This is a genomic window from Erwinia sp. AnSW2-5 (assembly GCF_045107195.1).
Lineage (GTDB): Bacteria > Pseudomonadota > Gammaproteobacteria > Enterobacterales > Enterobacteriaceae > Erwinia.
Window position 1 is genome coordinate 1 of the sequence record NZ_JBJGXA010000006.1, and the last position, 20705, is coordinate 20705.

At 53.1% G+C, this 20705-nt stretch carries 17 protein-coding genes and 1 riboswitch; of the genes, 6 read left to right on the forward strand and 11 right to left on the reverse strand.

Annotation, left to right across the window (positions count from 1 at the left end):
* Positions 1 to 349: 349 nt before the first annotated feature.
* Positions 350 to 1939, forward strand: coding sequence for a bifunctional phosphoribosylaminoimidazolecarboxamide formyltransferase/IMP cyclohydrolase (gene purH, locus ACFL9S_RS06770; protein WP_405261076.1), 1590 nt, complete (start codon positions 350 to 352; stop codon positions 1937 to 1939).
* A 14-nt stretch (positions 1940 to 1953) separates the two neighbouring features.
* Positions 1954 to 3234: a phosphoribosylamine--glycine ligase gene (gene purD / locus ACFL9S_RS06775; protein ID WP_405261077.1), complete on the forward strand. Its 1281-nt coding sequence runs from the start codon at positions 1954 to 1956 to the stop codon at positions 3232 to 3234.
* Between the two features lie 74 nt (positions 3235 to 3308).
* Here the strand turns inward: purD and ACFL9S_RS06780 are convergent, their stop codons facing one another.
* The 7 genes from ACFL9S_RS06780 to nudC form a co-directional block, all read right to left on the reverse strand.
* Complete coding sequence (locus tag ACFL9S_RS06780) at positions 3309 to 3935, reverse strand: DUF1481 domain-containing protein (RefSeq protein ID WP_405261078.1); 627 nt, start codon at positions 3933 to 3935, stop codon at positions 3309 to 3311.
* Positions 3936 to 4155: 220 nt separating this feature from the next.
* Positions 4156 to 4428 carry a nucleoid-associated protein HU-alpha gene (gene hupA, locus ACFL9S_RS06785; protein WP_133846987.1) on the reverse strand — a complete coding sequence of 91 codons (273 nt, stop codon included), beginning with the start codon at positions 4426 to 4428 and terminating at the stop codon, positions 4156 to 4158.
* 188 nt (positions 4429 to 4616) lie between these two features.
* Positions 4617 to 5207, reverse strand: a complete 591-nt coding sequence (locus tag ACFL9S_RS06790) for a YjaG family protein (protein ID WP_405261079.1) — start codon at positions 5205 to 5207, stop codon at positions 4617 to 4619.
* A gap of 62 nt (positions 5208 to 5269) precedes the next feature.
* The gene (nfi, locus tag ACFL9S_RS06795; RefSeq protein WP_405261080.1) at positions 5270 to 5953 is read right to left on the reverse strand and encodes a deoxyribonuclease V; all 684 of its coding nucleotides are present in this window, start codon (positions 5951 to 5953) and stop codon (positions 5270 to 5272) included.
* Positions 5954 to 5968: 15 nt separating this feature from the next.
* Positions 5969 to 7036 (reverse strand): uroporphyrinogen decarboxylase, encoded by a 1068-nt coding sequence (gene hemE / locus ACFL9S_RS06800; RefSeq protein WP_405261081.1) that lies wholly within the window; start codon positions 7034 to 7036, stop codon positions 5969 to 5971.
* Positions 7037 to 7204: 168 nt separating this feature from the next.
* Complete coding sequence (locus ACFL9S_RS06805) at positions 7205 to 7942, reverse strand: polymer-forming cytoskeletal protein (RefSeq protein WP_405261082.1); 738 nt, start codon at positions 7940 to 7942, stop codon at positions 7205 to 7207.
* A 395-nt stretch (positions 7943 to 8337) separates the two neighbouring features.
* On the reverse strand, positions 8338 to 9111 hold the full coding sequence (gene nudC / locus ACFL9S_RS06810; RefSeq protein WP_405261094.1) for an NAD(+) diphosphatase: 774 nt from the start codon (positions 9109 to 9111) through the stop codon (positions 8338 to 8340).
* A 75-nt stretch (positions 9112 to 9186) separates the two neighbouring features.
* Between nudC and rsd the strand changes: the two genes are divergently transcribed.
* From rsd to thiE, 3 genes are all read left to right on the forward strand, one after another.
* Complete coding sequence (gene rsd / locus ACFL9S_RS06815) at positions 9187 to 9693, forward strand: sigma D regulator (protein WP_405261083.1); 507 nt, start codon at positions 9187 to 9189, stop codon at positions 9691 to 9693.
* Between the two features lie 125 nt (positions 9694 to 9818).
* Positions 9819 to 9919, forward strand: a riboswitch (TPP riboswitch).
* A gap of 90 nt (positions 9920 to 10009) precedes the next feature.
* On the forward strand, positions 10010 to 11959 hold the full coding sequence (thiC, locus tag ACFL9S_RS06820) for a phosphomethylpyrimidine synthase ThiC (protein WP_405261084.1): 1950 nt from the start codon (positions 10010 to 10012) through the stop codon (positions 11957 to 11959).
* A complete protein-coding gene (gene thiE / locus ACFL9S_RS06825) occupies positions 11956 to 12600 on the forward strand; it encodes a thiamine phosphate synthase (protein ID WP_405261085.1) in 645 nt (214 codons plus the stop codon). Before thiC ends, thiE begins: the two co-directional genes overlap by 4 nt.
* A gap of 205 nt (positions 12601 to 12805) precedes the next feature.
* Here thiE and ACFL9S_RS06830 read toward each other — a convergent pair whose 3' ends face one another.
* Entirely contained in the window at positions 12806 to 14287 is a 1482-nt protein-coding gene (locus ACFL9S_RS06830; protein WP_405261086.1) for a PLP-dependent aminotransferase family protein, read from the reverse strand.
* A gap of 176 nt (positions 14288 to 14463) precedes the next feature.
* Here ACFL9S_RS06830 and ACFL9S_RS06835 point away from each other — a divergent pair, with 176 nt between their 5' ends.
* A complete protein-coding gene (locus ACFL9S_RS06835) occupies positions 14464 to 14652 on the forward strand; it encodes a DUF1127 domain-containing protein (protein ID WP_405261087.1) in 189 nt (62 codons plus the stop codon).
* A gap of 80 nt (positions 14653 to 14732) precedes the next feature.
* On the opposite strand, the gene uraH is transcribed toward ACFL9S_RS06835, so the two are convergent.
* From uraH to rpoC, 3 genes are all read right to left on the reverse strand, one after another.
* A complete protein-coding gene (gene uraH / locus ACFL9S_RS06840; RefSeq protein ID WP_405261088.1) occupies positions 14733 to 15146 on the reverse strand; it encodes a hydroxyisourate hydrolase in 414 nt (137 codons plus the stop codon).
* A 137-nt stretch (positions 15147 to 15283) separates the two neighbouring features.
* Positions 15284 to 16345, reverse strand: coding sequence for a DUF1176 domain-containing protein (locus ACFL9S_RS06845; protein WP_405261089.1), 1062 nt, complete (start codon positions 16343 to 16345; stop codon positions 15284 to 15286).
* Positions 16346 to 16426: 81 nt separating this feature from the next.
* Complete coding sequence (gene rpoC, locus ACFL9S_RS06850; protein WP_405261090.1) at positions 16427 to 20650, reverse strand: DNA-directed RNA polymerase subunit beta'; 4224 nt, start codon at positions 20648 to 20650, stop codon at positions 16427 to 16429.
* Between the last annotated feature and the right edge of the window lie 55 nt (positions 20651 to 20705).

Consider the following 20705-nt stretch of genomic DNA (forward strand, 5'->3'; position numbering starts at 1 on the left):
CCTGAGCCGCTGGCGTTACGCCGCTTGCCGTCTCAGTGGTTGCGCATTATAGGGAGTTTCCGACGGGTGACAAGGGCTAATTTGCGATAATTTGACTGTTTGCTGCAATCCCCAGCAAAACCCCTGCTTATACCCGCTTATGCACAAACTTATCCACATTCGTCGTATGACCACAATTTTGACGAGCATCGCGCAATCGTTTTCGCTACAATGCCCGCGCGTAACGGAAGCCCCTTCAGGGGGCGTTACATGAACCTTAATCTCTGTTTTCTTCTCTATATAGAAGAAAGAGAAAGTCTAAGCTTCATATAACGCTCTTTATATGCGATCCAAAGCCAAGGGATAAATCATGCAACAACGTCGTCCTATACGCCGCGCGCTACTCAGCGTGTCTGATAAAGCCGGTATCCTCGAATTCGCTCAGGCGCTTTCTCAACGTGGCGTCGAGCTGCTCTCCACCGGTGGCACTGCACGCCTGCTGGCAGATGCCGGCCTGGCCGTCACTGAAGTGTCTGACTACACCGGTTTCCCGGAAATGATGGATGGACGCGTCAAAACGCTGCACCCGAAAGTGCATGGTGGCATTTTAGGACGCCGCGGTCAGGATGATGCCATCATGGCTGAGCACAGCATCTCCCCGATCGATATGGTTGTTGTAAACCTTTATCCCTTTGCCGAAACTGTTGCCCGTGAAGGTTGTTCGCTGGCCGATGCGGTTGAGAACATTGATATCGGTGGCCCAACCATGGTGCGCTCCGCCGCCAAGAACCACAAAGACGTAGCGATTGTGGTCAAGAGCAGTGACTATCAGGCTATCGTGAGCGAGCTGGATGCCAACGATAACTCCCTGACGCTGTCCACTCGTTTCGACCTGGCGATTAAAGCCTTCGAACACACCGCCTCCTATGACAGCATGATTGCCAACTACTTCGGTAGCCTGGTTCCTGCTTACCACGGTGACACCACTGAACCTTCCGGCCGCTTCCCTCGTACCCTTAACCTGAACTTCATTAAGAAGCAGGATATGCGTTACGGTGAGAACAGCCATCAGGATGCGGCCTTCTATATAGAAGAGAATGTTAGCGAAGCGTCTGTTGCCACAGCACAGCAGGTCCAGGGCAAGGCACTTTCGTATAACAACATCGCCGATACCGATGCGGCACTGGAGTGCGTGAAAGAGTTCGACCAGCCAGCCTGTGTCATCGTCAAACATGCTAATCCATGTGGTGTAGCCGTTGGTGGTTCGATTCTTGATGCATACGAACGCGCATACAAAACTGACCCGACGTCTGCTTTCGGCGGCATTATTGCTTTCAACCGCGAGCTGGACGAAGCCACTGCGCAGGCCATTATCAGCCGCCAGTTTGTTGAAGTGATCATCGCCCCTTCTGCGACGGAAGCCGCACTGAAAGTGACTGCCGCCAAACAGAACGTGCGCGTACTGACTTGCGGCCAGTGGCAACAGCGCCAGACAGGTCTGGATTTCAAACGTGTTAATGGTGGCCTGTTAGTACAGGATCGTGACCTCGGAATGGTGAGCGAAAGCCAGCTGCGCGTTGTTAGCCAGCGTCAGCCTACAGAACAGGAACTGCGTGATGCGCTGTTCTGCTGGAAAGTGGCGAAATTCGTGAAGTCCAATGCCATCGTCTACGCACGTGACAACATGACCATCGGCATAGGTGCTGGCCAGATGAGCCGTGTTTACTCCGCCAAAATTGCCGGTATCAAAGCCGCTGACGAAGGCCTGGAAGTCAACGGATCGTCTATGGCCTCCGATGCATTCTTCCCGTTCCGAGATGGGATCGATGCCGCGGCTGCGGTTGGCATTACCTGCGTGATCCAGCCAGGTGGTTCGATTCGTGATGATGAAGTGATCGCCGCCGCTGATGAACACGGCATTGCGATGATCTTCACCGACATGCGCCACTTCCGCCATTAATTATGGAGCCTCAGATGAAAATTTTAGTGATTGGTAATGGCGGCCGCGAACATGCGCTGGCCTGGAAAGCCGCTCAGTCTCCCCTGGCTGATACCGTTTTTGTTGCCCCAGGTAATGCAGGCACCGCGCTGGAGCCTGCGTTGCAAAACGTGGCGATCAGCTCAACAGATATCCCTGCCCTGCTGGCTTTTGCCCGCGATGAGAAGATCGATCTGACCATCGTTGGCCCGGAAGCTCCGCTGGTGATCGGCGTGGTGGATGCGTTTCGCGCCGCCGGCCTGAAGATCTTCGGCCCAACCCAGGCCGCTGCGCAGCTGGAAGGATCGAAAGCATTCACTAAGGACTTCCTGGCCCGCCACAAGATCCCAACCAGCGAATACCAGAACTTTACCGAGGTAGAGCCTGCTCTGGCTTACGTTCGCCAGAAAGGCGCACCGATTGTCATCAAGGCCGATGGCCTGGCGGCAGGTAAAGGTGTGATCGTGGCGATGACCTTGCAGGAAGCCGAAGATGCCATTCAGGATATGCTGGCAGGCAACGCCTTTGGCGATGCAGGCCACCGTATTGTGGTGGAAGAGTTCCTCGATGGCGAAGAAGCCAGCTTTATCGTGATGGTAGATGGCAAGAACGTGCTGCCAATGGCGACCAGCCAGGATCATAAACGCGTTGGCGACGGTGATACCGGCCCGAACACGGGTGGCATGGGGGCTTACTCCCCTGCTCCAGTCGTTACCGATGAAGTCCACCAGCGGGTGATGGACGAAGTGATCTGGCCAACCGTGCGTGGAATGGCAAGTGAAGGGAATGTCTACACAGGCTTCCTGTATGCAGGCCTGATGATCGATAAAAGCGGTCAGCCGAAAGTGATCGAATTCAACTGCCGCTTCGGCGATCCTGAAACTCAACCGATCATGCTGCGTTTGCAATCCGATCTGGTCGATCTTTGCCTGGCGGCCGTTGATGGCAAGCTGGACGAGAAAGATTCAGTCTGGGATCCACGTCCATCACTGGGTGTAGTTCTGGCCGCTGGCGGCTACCCGGGGGATTACGTTAACGGAGAGCAGATCCATGGCCTGCCTCTGGAAGACGCTGCAGATGGCAAAGTGTTCCATGCTGGCACCACATTACAGGACGACCTGGTCGTGACCAACGGCGGCCGCGTTCTCTGCGTCACGGCGTTAGGCGAAGACGTTGCTACTGCACAGAAACGTGCTTATGAGCTTGCCCAGCCGATCTCATGGAAAGGGTGCTTCTGCCGTAAAGATATCGGTTACCGCGCGATAGACCGTAAATAACGCATCAAAGCGGATCGCTGATCCGCTTTTACCGATTCTGCATTAAGGCGATCAACGTATCGCCTTTTTTATGCCTAAAATCCCTCTTCTTTCGGTTCCGTCTTACAGAGATCGCTGGCGGACACCAACAGCAGCTGCGTGCCCGCCGCAGCCTCCAGCCAGGCGATACTCACCGGTCCTGCCGTGTCTCTCTGCTGACGAGCGATATGGCCCAGCTCAGTTTGATCCAGTTCCGGTCGCACGGTTGTCCCCTGGCAGGTGGCGATCGTGCCATCCGGCTGCCAGTAACCCTGTCTGAGCAAGACCTTTCCTGACAGCAGATCGTCACTGATTTTCAGCATCCGTTGAGCGTCAAACTGATACAGCGCGACGTCATCTGTGGAGAGTGCTTCGCGCCGTCCGGACAGCTGGCGCTGCATAAAGCTCAGGCTGCCATCCATGTCAAAGCGCAACGTCACATCGTCAGGCTTATCGCCAGTCACATGGCGTTCTACCGAAACCAGCTTGCCCTGCTGCCAGAGATAATCGCTGGTTTCCGTAGCAGCACCGTTAAACGGGGTATACACCGTCATCAGATGTGAAACCTGCTCATGCTGGTTCTTGCGCCAGATACGTACCGTACCCCGATCGGCAAGATAGCCACTGGCGGTAAAGTCCGGCAGATCAGAATGCGAACTACAGCCTGCTAACAGGATTAGCATGCTAAGAGAAAATCGTTGAACTACAGAAGTCAGTTTCATGCGAAAAGAGTATCACAACAGCGGTAAAGCAGGAGGAACCGTTAGCGGGTTAAACGGGGGTTTATCCAGATAAGGCAGGAGAGCAGAAGGCAGTAAAGGGGTCAGGAGTGAATCATCTCAGAGAGAGATAAACAAAAGGGACGAATCCGCCCCCCTGTTTAAACTCTTCACCGTCAGACGATTACTTAACAGCGTCTTTCAGTGCTTTACCAGATACAAATGCCGGTACGTTTGCAGCGGCAATTTTGATCTCATTACCAGTCTGCGGGTTGCGGCCAGTACGCTCAGCACGGTGGTTCACTTTAAAGGTACCAAAACCAACCAGTTGTACAGCATCACCGTCTTTCAGAGACTCAGTAATCGCAGCCAGGGTGGATTCCAGAGCAGCTTTAGCCTGGGTCTTAGACAGGTCCGCTTTGTCCGCAATTACATCAATCAGTTGAGTCTTGTTCATAAGTTATCCTTACAGTGTATTTATCGCTTGCTAAGCATCAAGTGCGAGGGAAAAACCAGATTCTGGCACTCTCCTGCATACACGCACCGATAGCCACATTTTTCAGCCCCCCAAATGTAGACCAGACTGGGGGCGAATGTGAAGCCCAAAGGCGCTACAAATCAGGCATGAAGTCACGTTTTGTCGCCTTACTGCTGAAAATTTATACCGATATTACTAATACCGGATTCACGCAGGTCGGATCGTAACCCTTTTATCAGCTCCAGGTCTCTGTCTTCGCAGGCGGCGAGCAGGCGGAATATCTCCCACTGGATGTCCCATTCCTCTTCAACGGCGGGATTCACCTTCAGCTCTTCTTCGGTCATTTCGCGACCCGCCTGGGTCATTTCCAGCATCGCCACGGTCGTAATTGACGTCTCGCTTACGGCAATGGCATGGACCAGCGTTTCACCACTCAGACGAGAATGCAGCAACTCGCTGAGCGCAACACAGGCATCGATTGCCGGATAAACACCGTACAAATCGTAGTCATCGGCTGAAGGGATAGCTTCTTCCAGCTTTTCCAGCTGGCTGTCAAAGTTCACTTTCGCGTCTTTCACCACCAGTGTTTCCCATAAAAGATCGAGAATACGGCGGTAAAGCTGGCCATCGCCGAAGCCAGTTTGCTGGCAGAACTCACGGTAGTTGGGCACCATGCGTTCACACAGGCAGGCCATAAAAGTAACGTGCTGCCAGCTTTCCAGCTTTTCCAGCCGCAGATGAATCGGGTTACGTAACATATCGGGATCTCAGAATTAATGCACTTGCCGCAGTGTACCTGAAAAGCCACAGGGCAGCACGGTTAACCCCGGCACAGCGCGGTAAAAGCCGGGCGGCGCGAGGCAACGGCATCTGCCCAGCGCGTAGGCTCAGGCAGACGATAGCCCTGCAAACAACGCTGTACCCATTCAAGTGCAGTTGCATGGCTTACGCGGTGTCCAGGAGAGATAAAAAGAGGATTACAACGAGCCTTGCTGCGCAACACAAAGCCCAGCAGTTCATCTTTATCCGTCAGCGGCTGACAACTGCCCGGCTCTGCTGCCGGGGCTTCAAATTTCCCACACAGCCGTTTTTTCGCCACGCCAATGGTCGGGACGTCCACCAGCAGGCCAAAGTGGCTGGCGACGCCAAGACGACGAGGATGGGCCACTCCGTGACCGTCAACGAATAACAGGTCGGGATGATTGGACAGTAGTTGCCACGCGGCTTGCAGAGCCGGTGTTTCACGAAATGACAGGAAACCGGGAATATAGGGCATGGTTGTGGCAACACGCGCCACCTGATGCTCAATAAGCTGCAGTGAAGGATATTCCAGCACCACCAGGGCGGCGCGGGTCACCGTACCGCCCTGTTCAAAGCCCACATCTGCGCCACCAATCAGGCGGGGAGGCATGACATCGAAGTCATCCTGACATATCACTTCCGCTGCGCGCTGGCGCTGCTGGTCCCGTAATACCGCAATATCCCTATCTCCTCCGACTGACATTAAGGCCACCGCGCGTTATCCGAGGTGGTAAGGACGCGAGAGCTTATGCACTGCTTCGACGAACACGCCCGCATTTTCTGGTGGTACATCCTGATGAATACCGTGACCGAGGTTAAAGACATGTCCCTCCCCCTGACCGAAGCCCTCAAGGATGCCCGCCACTTCCTGCTCAATACGCTCTGGAGCGGCATACAGCATCGATGGGTCCATATTGCCCTGCAACGCAACTTTGTGACCGACACGGCGACGTGCGTCGGCAATATCCGTTGTCCAGTCAAGACCCAACGCATCGCAGCCTGTCGCGGCCATCGCTTCCAGCCATTGCCCGCCACCTTTAGTGAACAGGGTAACCGGTACCCGACGCCCCTCATTTTCATGCAGCAGACCATCAACAATCTTGTGCATGTAGTGAAGCGAGAACTCCAGATAGTCGCGTCCGGTCAATACGCCGCCCCAGGTGTCAAAAATCATCACCGACTGAGCACCCGCGCGGATCTGCGCATTAAGATACAGCGTGACACTGTCGGCCAGCTTATCCAGCATCAGATGCAGCGTTTGCGGCTCTGCGTACATCATCTTTTTCAGTTTGGTAAATGCTTTGCTGCTGCCGCCTTCCACCATATAGGTTGCCAGCGTCCACGGGCTGCCAGAAAAACCGATCAGCGGCACGTCACCGTTGAGGTTTTTGCGGATGGTACGTACCGCATTCATCACATAACCCAGTTCCTGCTCCGGGTCAGGAACAGGCAATTTTTCAACGTCCGCACGGCAGGTGACAGGGGATGAAAAACGTGGACCTTCACCTGCTTCAAAATACAGCCCCAGCCCCATCGCATCGGGAATGGTCAGGATATCGGAGAACAGGATCGCCGCATCCAGCGCATAGCGCCGCAGCGGTTGCAGCGTAACTTCACAGGCCAGTTCCGCATTTTTGCACAGCGACATAAAGTCACCGGCGACAGCACGAGTTGCTTTGTACTCCGGCAGATAACGCCCGGCCTGACGCATCATCCATACCGGGGTAACATCCACTGGCTGGCGCAGCAATGCGCGCAGATATCGATCGTTCTTCAGTTCACTCATCACGGGACTCTCTCACCATACAGGCTGCTAGTGTAACATTTATTGGAATTGACGATGATTGACCACTCGAAAAATTGAGCTAACTAAGCTCGTCCTTCCCCGAATATCCCGTGAGCAAAGACCGGGGAAAGAGAGAATTCAGCGAAATAACAACGGTTTTAGCTTATTTTAATTGCCAACCAGCACATTTTTTTCTGGTGAACTATCGACTTTTCCCCGCATATTTTCAACAGCGACAAGCGAAGGTGAATTGTCGCCCATCGTGCCCATCCGTTTTTTCTCTTTCTTCTCCGCCACCAGCTGCGACTCCTCAATCTGATGAGAGTTTCCTATAAATACGCCACCTTTCTCAATGGAGAACTCGGTGGCGAACACCTCACCTTCAATTCTGCCACGCGACATAATAATGACTGTTTTGGCATAACAGCTTCCTTTCAGCAGGCCATTGACCACCAGCTTAACGGACCTTACTGTCCCTATGACCTGACCTTCCTTACCAATCTGCGCTATTTTCTGGCTGGTCAGATCGCCTTCGACAACGCCATTGATTGAAATATTGTTTTCATTGGTTATTTCACCCCGTAATACTGTACCAATAGAGATGAGTGTTTCTTTCGTATTAGTGTCATCATACGAAGGGGGAAGTGGCGGAACATTTTGTTCCAGCTTGACCGGTGAGGATAATTTATCACTGGATTTAGGCTCTGCATTGCGATTGAAATTAAACATTTTTTTAACCGTCCTTGTTTTGTATAGAAAGGGGATGGCTAGCAGCATAATCAGGCATGCCATAACACCCAGAGAGATGAATAAAGTCGTTCTGATTGATAGTACAAAGGCAAGTATACTCATGCCCCAGCAAAACCAGATCCCCCACAGATAACAGTGTTTTTTCGTCTCAGACATTGTATTCACTCACAACGTACGGAACATCATGCAGAAGACTCAAACGCTGACGTCATCATTAAGCTGAAGACGTGATCGAGTCACCTTTATCCAGAAACCATTTCTGGAAAGCAGCACCAAATTAAATAAACGCCAACAGAAAAGAACACCCGTAAGATGAACGGGTGAAAATATCACTCTTTTTTAATAATTTTAATCGAACCACTTTCAATCTGATAAGCGGCCTCGTTTATTGCACGCCATGGTATTTTAATCCCACGAAGATATAAAGTCGTGTTTATTTATATTGTTTGTAATATTCATAGGAATTTATAGCACTCCTGATTCACAGCGCAATGAACCAGGAGAATATATCGCTAAAAAACACTTATTAGAAAAAAATATCCAAAAATGTATTATTCAGCTTCTGCGCGACATATCGCAACGGTGTCTTCAATTAGCCGACGCGCCACCGTTCCTGCCGGCGGTAACTGTGGCAACGCATCATAACGATACCAACCAGCGGACAGCAGTTCTTTAGGGTCAATGTTGATCTCGCCACCCGCATAGTCGGCCATAAACGCCATCATCAGTGACTGGGGGAATGGCCACGGCTGAGAAGAGACATAGCGCAAATTTTTCACACTAATGCTGCTTTCTTCCATCACCTCACGTGCCACCGTTTGCTCAAGGGTTTCCCCCACCTCGACAAAGCCAGCCAATACCGTGAAAATCCCGTTACGATGCCGCGTATGCTGTGCCAGCAGGATCTCTTCGCCCCGGCGGATCGCAACGATGATGCAAGGTGCAATTTGCGGATAGTAACGCTGCCGACAATGCCCGCACAGACATGCCCACTCTGTTTTGCTGTGGTGCATTTCATGGCCACAGTAGCCACACCAGCGGTGTGAACGATAGAATTCTGATAACTGAATACCACGCCCGGCAAGCTGGAACAGGCCCGTCTCTTGATCGAGCAGCTGGCGTAACGATCCCATTTCCTGGGGAAACGTACCGCGGATCAGCCACACCTTTTCGCCCTGCCACTCCCCAATCGGCGCCCCTGATCGCCCTGTCAGACCCAATGAGCCTGCATCACCATGCGGCAGCTCACCTTTTGGTAACCAAATTTTATGTTCCTGGCTGACAACCCACCAGCCAGCGTCTACGCTTAAAATTTCCTGTTCCATCATTTTTCTCATCATCCTCAGCTTAAAGACTGGATTGAGGTCAGACGTTAAAATATAACATTCACGGAGTTGAACATGCTTAACCAGTTAGAAGTCCTCACCGCGCGCGTCGGCGGATGCAGTGAGCTGGTAGACTTCTGCCTGCGCTCACGCAAGCAGTTGCTGGTTACCTATTACCAAATGGCTGGCATTAAGCCTAACAAGGAAACGCTGACGACGCTCGATGAAAACGCGCTGGATACGTTCTGCCAGCATCTGGTGGACTACCTTTCCACTGGCCATTTCACCGTCTACGAACGCTTTATCAAGGAGCTGGAAGGCACAGATCAACTGGCGAAGGCCTCGTTAATCTACCCCTCTTTAAAAGCCAATACCGATCAGATAATGCAGATTTATGATTCGCATCTGGAAACAGCCATTGATGATAATAACTGTGTGGAATTTCAGCGGGTATTATCACAGGTCGGTGAAGCACTGGAGGCTCGATTTACGTTGGAGGATAAATTCATCAAGCTGGCTTTAGAAAAAAACCATGATAATCAGAGCACTGCTAACGCGTGTTCGCTTGCTCGTCCTGCCTGATCCGTTATCAGAATGTGAACTTCTTGTAGTTTCCAAAAAGCCCCTTTATGCTTGAGGGGTTAGGACGAGGCGTACCTTGCCCTTTACAGGATTGAAATACTGGCCTTGTTGCCAGTCAGCCAATCGCCATCTTGTCGGAGTGCCCACAAGGGCTGAGACCGTTAATTCGGGATCCGCGGAACCTGATCAGGTTAGTACCTGCGAAGGGAACAAGAGTAAATCAGCTATTACGGTGTGATACCGTGTTTTTTCACATCGTTCTCATTACTCCCGCCTCCAGGCAAGCAAACTTCCGTTTTATTATCAGGAACTTGCTATGTCTACCGTTGAAAAACCTTTCGTTGGAAAAAAAACTACTCGTCGCGAACAGCGTGCAGAAGCACAGCAGTTTATCGACTCCCTGCAGGGCACCGCCTTTCCCAATTCAAAACGCATTTACCTGACCGGCTCGCAGCCGGATATCCGCGTACCCATGCGTGAAATCCAACTCAGCCCCACTACGGTAGGCGGCAGCCAAGACGAGCCACTGCTGGAAGCGAATGAGCCGATACCCGTCTACGATACCGCCGGCCCTTACGGCGATCCGGCGGCGACGATTGATGTTCACAAAGGGCTGAACCCGCTGCGCAGCAACTGGATCATCCAACGTGGTGATACCGAACAGATTACCGATCTCAGCTCTGCCTACACCCAGCTGCGCCTGGCGGATGAAGGATTGGATCATCTGCGTTTTGACAATGTGCCACGCCCACGTCGGGCGCTGGAAGGCCGCTGTGTCACTCAGATGCACTATGCCAGGCTGGGAGTGATTACCCCGGAAATGGAATACATTGCCCTGCGCGAAAATATGGGGCGGGAGCGAATTCGCGGTGACGTGTTACTGCAACAGCATCCGGGTCATAGCTTTGGCGCACATCTGCCTGACAATATCACTGCCGAGTTCGTTCGCCAGGAAGTGGCCGCAGGCCGCGCCATTATCCCGGCCAATATTAATCACCCGGAATCGGAGCCGATGATTATCGGTCGTAACTTCCTGGTGAAAATTAACGCCAATATCGGCAATTCAGCGGTCAGCTCCTCCATCGAAGAAGAGGTGGAAAAACTGGTGTGGTCAGCGCGCTGGGGAGCCGATACGGTGATGGATCTTTCCACCGGGCGTTATATTCACGAAACCCGCGAGTGGATCCTGCGCAACAGTCCGGTGCCGATTGGTACAGTGCCTATCTACCAGGCACTGGAAAAAGTGAACGGTGTGGCAGAAAATCTTAACTGGGAAATTTTCCGCGACACACTGCTGGAACAGGCTGAACAGGGCGTTGATTACTTTACTATTCATGCCGGTGTGCTGCTGCGCTACGTGCCGATGACGGCCAAACGCCTGACCGGCATCGTTTCGCGCGGCGGGTCAATCATGGCGAAATGGTGCCTGTCTCACCATAAAGAGAGTTTCCTCTATCAGCATTTCCGCGATATCTGTGAGATCTGCGCCGCCTACGATGTGTCGCTGTCGCTGGGCGATGGCCTGCGCCCGGGTTCCATTCAGGATGCCAACGATGAAGCGCAGTTCGCAGAACTGCGCACGCTGGGTGAACTGACCAAAATCGCCTGGGAATATGACGTCCAGGTGATGATTGAAGGCCCTGGGCATGTGCCAATGCAGATGATTCGCGTCAATATGACGGAACAGCTTGAGCACTGTCACGAAGCTCCGTTTTATACGCTGGGACCACTGACGACAGATATTGCCCCGGGTTATGACCATTTTACTTCCGGTATTGGTGCCGCCATGATCGGCTGGTTTGGCTGCGCGATGTTGTGTTACGTGACGCCCAAAGAGCACCTCGGCCTGCCGAACAAAGAGGATGTCAAACAGGGGCTGATTACCTATAAAATCGCCGCCCATGCCGCCGACCTGGCGAAAGGCCATCCCGGAGCGCAGATTCGTGATAACGCCATGTCGAAAGCACGTTTCGAATTCCGCTGGGAAGATCAGTTTAATCTCGCCCTCGATCCGCACACTGCCCGGGCTTATCACGATGAAACCCTGCCGCAGGAATCCGGTAAAGTGGCACACTTCTGCTCGATGTGTGGACCAAAATTCTGTTCAATGAAGATTACCCAGGAAGTTCGGGAATACGCCGCACGTCAGGAAGCCGAAGCCCGGCCGATTGAAATCGGTATGGCACAAATGTCTGACGAGTTTCGTCACCGTGGCGGTGAGCTGTATCATCGCGCCGATACCCTGAAATCAGAGGAAAAAGTATGAGTCGTGGAGCGTTCCCCCCAACCGAAGCCAGATTGGGTCTTTATCCGGTGGTCGATACGGTGGAGTGGATTGAACGCCTGCTTGATGCGGGCGTACGGACACTGCAGCTGCGCATTAAAGACTGCGCTGAACATGAAGTTGAGCAGCAAATTGTTGATGCGATTGCCCTGGGTAAGCGCTATCAGGCGCGCCTGTTTATCAATGACTACTGGCGTCTGGCGGTAAAACATCAGGCTTACGGCGTCCATCTGGGTCAGGAAGATCTGGATGTTGCCGATCTGGATGCGATTCATGCTGCCGGGCTGCGGCTGGGTCTTTCAACCCATGACGATGCCGAGCTGGATCGTGCCCTGGCCGAACACCCTTCGTATATTGCCCTGGGCCACGTGTTTCCTACCCAGACAAAAGCGATGCCCTCCGATCCGCAGGGACTGGAAGAGTTAACGCGCCACATACAGCGACTGAAGGGAATTTCTACTGTGGCCATCGGTGGGATCAGCCTGGAGCGCGTTCCCCAGGTACTGGCTACCGGGGTGGGCAGCGTGGCCGTGGTGAGCGCGATTACCAAAGCCAGCGACTGGCGTGCGGCGACCCACCAGCTGCTGGACCTGGTGGAGCCGCAGAGAGCAACACACGCCTGATCCTCCTTGCACAGTGCGGGGTGAGTGTTCGGGCAGGTCCTCAGCGCCGTCAGATTTTAGGGCGTGCGGCGCAATAAAATGCAACCTGCTGCAACACGAATAAACAAGGCTGAAGACGTTACGAAGCCTTGTCTCTTCACACTTTTCTCAGGCAACCCAGCCGCTATAGTGGCCGTGCGGGTGACAATCCTGTCACCCGCCAGGGTCAGTAGTTTTCCTTCTCACTGACCCTGCCTTCATCCTCTTCTTGCACCAACGAGGATGCAGGAACACAGGCCAGCATCGCCCGCTCTACCGCCGCTCCCAGTATCTCCAGGGCACGTTCGGTTTTATCCGTAAACGACTGCGCATAGCTGAGGCGCAGGCAGTTACGGTATTTACCTGATGCGGAGAACAGCGAGCCGACAGCAATCTGAATATGGGAAGCACGCAGTTCCCGGTTCAGACGTAGCGCATCAAAAGGCTCCGGCAGCTCAACCCAAATCAGAAAACCACCCTGAGGACGGGTCACGCAGATCCCACAGGGGAAGTGATGCCGCACCCGCCGGGTAAACGTCTCCAGGTTGCGCTGATAGTGACTGCGCATACGCCGCAGATGGGGCTGGTAACACCCCTGGCGAATAAAAGCCGCGACCGCCATCTGTGTCTGAGTGGCCGTTGAACCAGTGCTGATATATTTCATATGCAAAACGCGATCAAAATAACGCCCCGGCACCACCCACCCTACCCGCAGACCTGGCGCCAGCGTTTTAGAGAATGAACTGCACAGCAGAACACGACCATCCATATCCAGCGACTTGATAGTTACCGGGCGAGGATAGTCAAAAGCGAGTTCGCCATAAACATCATCTTCAATGATTGCGGCATCAAAGCGCTGCGCCAGCGTCAGTAATGCCTGCTTACGTTGCGTTGGCATCACAAAGCCCAGCGGGTTGTTGCAGTTTGGCACCACCACCACGGCATTAATCGGCCATTGCTCAAACGCCAGTTCCAGCGCTTCAAGGCTGATGCCCGTAACGGAATCCGTGGGGATTTCGATGGCGCGGATCCCAAAGCCGCGCAGGGTTTGCATGGTGCCATGAAATGCCGGTGACTCCACGGCGATAATATCTCCCGGCTGACATACTGCGCGGATCGACACTGACAGCGCTTCATGGCAACCGGTGGTGATCACTATGTCATCGGCAGAGACCTGACAGCCGCTGTCGATCATCAGGCGGGCGACCTGTTCGCGCAGTTCCGGCACACCATACAGATTGTCATAACACAGCAGGCGCGGATCCTGCTGCTGACCAAGCCGACTGATAATTTTCCATAAAGGCTTCAGCGTAACCGAGTCGATATTGGGCATTCCACTGCCTAGCTGCAACACATCATCATCCAGACGTGCATTCAGCAGGTCCATTACCGCATCCCACTGAGTGATCTCCACCGGGCGCTGTACCGGGCGCGTGATCGGCGGCAGAGGCGGGGTGGCCTTACGTGGCGTAACAAAGTAACCCGAGCGCGGCTGCGGCGTAATCAGCTGCTTCTCTTCCAGCAAATAGTAGGCCTGCTGAACCGTGCTAATGCTGACACCATGTTCACCGCTGAGTGTACGGACGGACGGAAGGCGTTCACCCGCCTGATATAAACCCTGCTCTATGCGCTGCGCCAGCAGCTCTGCCAACCGTTGATAACGCGTCATCGTATTCCACCCTTCCCATTACTGCGTAACAAACCAGTACAGATAGCGGTAAAAACCACCATTCAGACACACTATCTCGCAATCTGTATGTCAATAAAAGTCGTTTATTGCATCTGTATCATAAACAGCTTTGGCGAGAAAATAGCAGCCATACCCAAGGTGATAAGGAGAGTGTGATGGAATTTGAAGAGAACAGAGCAGCAAAGCCTTTTAGCTGGCCGCTGATTAAAACGATCTTTCTTATGCCTTATCACCGCTGGCAGGCACAACGTCTGCGTTCCTGCACCCGGAAGCTCTTGTCGCGTCTGAGTGATGCGCAGCTGAAAGATATCGGACTGACCTGTGAGGATGTCCGGCGCTTATAGTGATGTGGCCTGGGCCGAAGGATGTGCCCACGGGCAACGTAGCCGTCCTGCTGCGTTGCCCTTTTTTATGGTTGTGAAAATCAGTTACCGCGGTACGTTGAGTAGCCGTACTGACTCAGTAGCAGGGGAATGTGATAGTGGCTGTTACTGTTCTCAACATGGAATATCACCGGGATTTCCGGGAAGAAAGTAGGCTGATTTTGCTTTTTGTAATACTCCCCGGTCTTGAACACGACTTTGTAATCACCTGCATCCATCGTTTTTCCCATCGGATAGAGTGCCGGGATCCGTCCATTTTTATCCGTGATACCGGAAGCCAGCTTTACCCATCCCTGCTTTTGCTGCTGTTCGAGTTCAACCGTCACACCGGATGTCGGTACGCCAGTCTGCAGGTTCAGCACATGCACGCTCAATGGGTTTTTCATTTCCTCAGCGCCAGCGGGCAGAGAAGCGCATACCAGGCCGGTAAGCATCAGGGTTTTAACGATCTTCATGTCAGGCTCCTTAAGATTATTTGCCGGAATGAAGATAACAGTTGCCATGATTGACGACGATTATGGCGCTGAAAATATGAAATTTCCCAGAGGGATACGTTGCAGGAAGGGCTAACGCCCTCCCCCCAATAAAATGGCTATTCCTTTCCTTCCGTCACCCACACTGAAGGCCAGTCACCCGGCTCCCCGCCGTCACAGCTTGGCTGGCTGTTATAACTGGTCAGATGGAAAGTTTTGCCATCGTATTTCCAGGCACCATTATCTCCACAGTCAGCAATACCGCGCCCGCGACCGGAATAATACAGCTCAGCGGTTTGCGGATCGTAAGTTGCTTCAGTAAACCAGCTCATCACCCTGGGTTTGCCGTCTTCGTCATTGCCAGGTAATGGCAGAGTCAGCTGCGTTGAGCTCTGTGGATTATTACGCTCACTGATAAACAGCATACTGGACGACTGGTAGGCTCCCAGACCACAGTTAATCAGCACCAGCGCCTGCTTCTCATTCAGCGGCTGCGCCTCACTGCGCTCACGCGCTTCTTTGTCCGGCTCGCAGCTCTCTTTCGCCAGCAGCTTACTGTTAGCGGCAATAGCGCCGTCGATCAGCGCAGCCTCATTGGTTAACGGCACGACCTTTGGCGCAGGGAAGTTGAATACTGCAGGAACAGGGCGCGCAGGCACCATCGATGGTTCATTGTTGCCCACTTTCAGCAACGCGGTCTGATTCCCAATACGCCCCTGGCGATCGTCCACCAGCAGTAGCGCCGCATTGAGTCCACTGAGTGAGGCGGCTTGAGAACCGGGAGTCAGCGCGATGGTCAGTGCATTTTTACTCGCCTGTACCCACTGCTGAATTTCAGCCAGATTATCGCTCCCACCCGCGCCATAATCATCGCTGATTTTTGAAGGTGAAATTTCAATACTGGAATGCCAGGGTTTGCCATCCAGCCAAATGCCTACAGGTTTTTGATCGCCCCACTGCTGAAAATTTAGCGAGGGCTGTGCATCTGCCCCAGCCTTACGTTTCAGGATGATGCGCAGCGCCTCGTCGTTATTGCGCACTTCACAATCATTAAGGTTGTTGCAGGTCACCTGCCAGTTTTTAAAAACCTTTTGTACCGGGGCGTTAGCCCACTCTTCTGCATGAATACTCGCGCTTAATCCCAGCAGTATCAGCGCCATCACAACCTTATTATTTTGCATTTATTGTCCATGTGATTTTGTTTAGTCGAAAAAAAACCCCGCCAAAGCGAGGTTTTTTATTATGCCACAGGCAGTTAACGATTAATCGTTGTTACCGCCCAGGTTTCCTGCGTTAAGCAGTTCAGCCAGGCTGGCAGAGGCTTCATCGGCAGTCACTACTGGCACGATTGGCGCTTCGCCGGCGGCTTTACGACGCATACGATCCTGATGATACGCGTAACCGGTACCGGCTGGGATCAGACGGCCAACGATAACGTTCTCTTTCAGGCCGCGCAGTTCGTCGCGTTTACCCGCAACGGCTGCTTCGGTCAGTACGCGCGTTGTTTCCTGGAACGAAGCCGCAGAGATAAACGACTCGGTTGCCAGGGAAGCTTTGGTGATACCCAGCAGGTCGCGTGCAAATGTTGCAGCGATTTTGCCGTTAGCTTCCAGCTCGCGGTTAGCGATCTTAACGCGTGAGAACTCAACCTGCTCGCCGTCGAGGAAGTCAGTGCTTCCCGCGCTTGAGATGGTTGCTTTACGCAGCATCTGACGAACGATGACTTCGATGTGCTTATCGTTAATCTTAACGCCTTGCAGACGGTAAACTTCCTGCACTTCGTTAGTGATGTAACGGGTCACCGCATGCACGCCACGCAGACGCAGAATGTCATGTGGAGACTCTGGGCCATCGGAAACTACGTCACCGCGCTCTACGCGTTCACCTTCGAACACGTTCAGCTGACGCCATTTCGGAATCATCTCTTCGTAATGATCGCTACCGTCGATCGGCGTGATCACCAGACGACGCTTCCCTTTGGTTTCTTTACCGAAGGAAATGATGCCGCTGATCTCAGCCAGGATTGCCGGCTCTTTCGGACGGCGGGCTTCGAACAGGTCAGCAACGCGTGGCAGACCACCGGTGATGTCCTTGGTACCGCCAGATTCCTGAGGCACACGCGCCAGGGTGTCACCAGAACTGATCTTGATGCCATCTTCCAACTGGACGATTGCTTTACCCGGTAAGAAGTACTGGGCAGGCATATCAGAGCCAGGGATCATGACGTCATTGCCGTTAGCATCAACGATTTTCAGCGCTGGACGCAGATCTTTACCACCGGCAGTACGTTCAGCACTGTCCAGGATTACCAGTGAAGAAAGACCGGTAAGGTCGTCCGTCTGGCGGGTAATGGTCTGACCGTCAATCATGTCAGTGAAGCGAATGAAACCGCTCACTTCGGTGATGACCGGCATGGTGTGTGGATCCCAGTTTGCTACGGTCTCGCCCGCTGCAACCTGCTCGCCGTCACCTTTCGCCATGGTTGAACCGTAAGGAACTTTATAGCTCTCTTTGGTACGACCAAATTCGTCGATCATTTTCAGTTCAACGTTACGCGAGGTGATCACCAGCTTGCCAGCGGAGTTCGTTACCGACTTGGCGTTGATCAGTTTCAGCGTACCTTTGTTCTTCACCTGAATGCTGGATTCAGCAGCCGCACGAGATGCCGCACCACCGATGTGGAACGTACGCATCGTCAGCTGTGTACCCGGCTCACCGATGGACTGTGCTGCAATAACGCCGATGGCCTCACCTTTGTTGATGATGTGACCACGTGCCAGGTCGCGACCATAGCAGTGAGCACACACACCGAAGTCAGTTTCGCAGCTTACTACGGAACGTACTTTCAGGCTGTCAACAGAGTGTTCTTCCAACAGGTCACACTGCTGTTCGTGCAGCAGGGTGTTACGCGGCAGAAGGATGTCAGCAGTACCCGGCTTGATCACGTCTTCTGCGGTCACACGACCCAGTACGCGCTCACGCAGCGGCTCTTTAACATCACCACCTTCGATGACCGGAGTCATCATGATACCTTCGCGTGTACCACAGTCATCTTCAGTCACAACCAGATCCTGCGCGACGTCAACCAGACGACGAGTCAGATAACCGGAGTTAGCTGTTTTCAGTGCGGTATCCGCAAGACCTTTACGCGCACCGTGCGTGGAGATGAAGTACTGGAGTACGTTCAGACCTTCACGGAAGTTCGCGGTGATCGGCGTTTCGATGATGGAGCCATCTGGCTTAGCCATCAGACCACGCATACCGGCCAGCTGACGAATCTGCGCTGCAGAACCACGAGCACCGGAGTCGGCCATCATAAAGATGCTGTTGAAGGAAACCTGACGCTCTTCCACACCATCGCGGTTGATCACGAGTTCGGTAGAGAGGTTTTCCATCATCGCTTTAGCAACGCGTTCGTTGGCCGCAGCCCAGATATCGATCACTTTGTTATAGCGTTCGCCAGCGGTAACCAGACCAGACTGGAACTGCTGCTGAATCTCAGCCACTTCCGCTTCCGCTTCGGTGATGATTTCCACTTTCTTAGCCGGGATAACCATGTCGTCGATGCCCACAGACGCGCCTGAGCGAGCTGCATATGCAAAGCCGGTGTACATAGTCTGGTCAGCAAAGATAACTGTCGGTTTCAGACCCAGGATGCGGTAACAGGTGTTCAGCATCTTGGAGATCGCTTTTTTACCCAACGCCTGGTTGACGATAGAGTAAGGCAGACCTTTTGGTACGATCATCCACAGGATCGCACGACCAACGGTAGTGTCGATGATGCTGGTTTTAGCAACCCACTCGTCCTGCTCGTTTTTCTCGTGTTCGGTGATACGCACCTTAACGCGAGCGTGCAGAGACGCATGGCCAGAGCGGTAAACACGCTCAGCTTCTTTCGGGCCAGTCAGCACCATGCCTTCGCCTTTGGCGTTAACACAGTCGCGGGTCATGTAGTACAGACCCAGTACAACGTCCTGAGAAGGAACGATGATTGGCTCGCCGTTCGCAGGTGACAGGATGTTGTTGGTAGACATCATCAACGCACGCGCTTCCAGCTGAGCTTCCAGCGTCAACGGTACGTGTACTGCCATCTGGTCACCATCGAAGTCGGCGTTGTATGCCGCACAGACCAGCGGGTGAAGCTGAATCGCTTTACCTTCGATCAGTACTGGCTCAAACGCCTGGATGCCCAGACGGTGCAGAGTTGGTGCACGGTTCAGCAGGACCGGGTGTTCGCGGATCACTTCATCCAGGATATCCCAGACGACTGATTCTTCACGCTCAACCATTTTCTTAGCAGCTTTGATGGTGGTAGCAAGACCACGCAGTTCCAGCTTGCCGTAGATGAACGGTTTGAACAGCTCCAGTGCCATTTTCTTCGGCAGACCACACTGATGCAGACGCAGGTATGGACCTACGGTGATAACCGAACGACCAGAGTAGTCGACACGTTTACCCAGCAAGTTCTGACGGAAACGACCCTGCTTACCTTTGATCATATCGGCCAAAGATTTCAGAGGGCGCTTGTTAGAACCGGTGATCGCACGACCGCGACGGCCGTTATCCAGCAACGCATCGACCGCTTCCTGCAACATACGTTTTTCGTTACGTACGATGATATCTGGCGCAGCCAGATCCAGCAGGCGTTTCAAACGGTTGTTACGGTTAATCACGCGACGATACAGATCGTTCAGATCCGACGTGGCGAAACGACCGCCGTCCAGCGGTACCAGAGGACGCAGGTCCGGTGGCAGAACAGGCAGCACGGTCAGGATCATCCACTCTGGTTTGTTACCAGACTGTACGAACGCTTCCAGCAGCTTGATACGCTTGGTCAGTTTTTTACGCTTGGTTTCGGAGTTGGTTTCGTTCAACTCTTCACGCAGAGTTTCACACTCTTGTTCCAGGTCCATGTTTTTCAACAGAGCCTGGATCGCTTCCGCACCCATTTTAGCGTCGAATTCGTCACCAAACTCTTCCAGCGCGTCCAGATACTGCTCTTCAGTCAGGATCTGGCGCTTTTCGAGATTGGTCATACCGCCTTCAATCACAACGTAAGATTCGAAGTAAAGAACACGTTCGATATCACGCAGTGGCATGTCCAGCAGCAAACCGATGCGCGAAGGCAGCGATTTCAGGAACCAGATGTGCGCAGTTGGAGAAGCCAGCTCAATGTGGCCCATGCGCTCACGGCGAACTTTGGTCTGTGTAACTTCAACGCCACACTTCTCACAGATCACACCGCGATGTTTCAAGCGCTTGTACTTACCGCACAGGCACTCGTAGTCTTTTACTGGCCCGAAAATACGCGCACAGAAAAGGCCGTCACGTTCAGGTTTGAACGTACGGTAGTTGATGGTTTCCGGCTTTTTAACTTCGCCAAAAGACCATGAACGGATCATATCTGGCGATGCCAGAGCGATCTTGATCGCATCAAACTCTTCGGTCTTAGTTTGCGCTTTCAGAAACTTAAGTAAGTCTTTCACGGATTAGCTCCCGTCGGAGTGAGACTTCTCAGAGACGCCCGGAGTGACCCGGGCG

Bases quoted from the DNA above. Each gene is read 5' to 3' on its own strand.
- purH (WP_405261076.1), top strand. From the start codon at position 350: ATGCAACAACGTCGTCCTATACGCCGCGCGCTACTCAGCGTGTCTGAT.
- purD (WP_405261077.1), top strand. From the start codon at position 1,954: ATGAAAATTTTAGTGATTGGTAATGGCGGCCGCGAACATGCGCTGGCC.
- ACFL9S_RS06780 (WP_405261078.1), bottom strand. From the start codon at position 3,935: ATGCTAATCCTGTTAGCAGGCTGTAGTTCGCATTCTGATCTGCCGGAC.
- hupA (WP_133846987.1), bottom strand. From the start codon at position 4,428: ATGAACAAGACTCAACTGATTGATGTAATTGCGGACAAAGCGGACCTG.
- ACFL9S_RS06790 (WP_405261079.1), bottom strand. From the start codon at position 5,207: ATGTTACGTAACCCGATTCATCTGCGGCTGGAAAAGCTGGAAAGCTGG.
- nfi (WP_405261080.1), bottom strand. From the start codon at position 5,953: ATGTCAGTCGGAGGAGATAGGGATATTGCGGTATTACGGGACCAGCAG.
- hemE (WP_405261081.1), bottom strand. From the start codon at position 7,036: ATGAGTGAACTGAAGAACGATCGATATCTGCGCGCATTGCTGCGCCAG.
- ACFL9S_RS06805 (WP_405261082.1), bottom strand. From the start codon at position 7,942: ATGTCTGAGACGAAAAAACACTGTTATCTGTGGGGGATCTGGTTTTGC.
- nudC (WP_405261094.1), bottom strand. From the start codon at position 9,111: ATGGAACAGGAAATTTTAAGCGTAGACGCTGGCTGGTGGGTTGTCAGC.
- rsd (WP_405261083.1), top strand. From the start codon at position 9,187: ATGCTTAACCAGTTAGAAGTCCTCACCGCGCGCGTCGGCGGATGCAGT.
- thiC (WP_405261084.1), top strand. From the start codon at position 10,010: ATGTCTACCGTTGAAAAACCTTTCGTTGGAAAAAAAACTACTCGTCGC.
- thiE (WP_405261085.1), top strand. From the start codon at position 11,956: ATGAGTCGTGGAGCGTTCCCCCCAACCGAAGCCAGATTGGGTCTTTAT.
- ACFL9S_RS06830 (WP_405261086.1), bottom strand. From the start codon at position 14,287: ATGACGCGTTATCAACGGTTGGCAGAGCTGCTGGCGCAGCGCATAGAG.
- ACFL9S_RS06835 (WP_405261087.1), top strand. From the start codon at position 14,464: ATGGAATTTGAAGAGAACAGAGCAGCAAAGCCTTTTAGCTGGCCGCTG.
- uraH (WP_405261088.1), bottom strand. From the start codon at position 15,146: ATGAAGATCGTTAAAACCCTGATGCTTACCGGCCTGGTATGCGCTTCT.
- ACFL9S_RS06845 (WP_405261089.1), bottom strand. From the start codon at position 16,345: ATGCAAAATAATAAGGTTGTGATGGCGCTGATACTGCTGGGATTAAGC.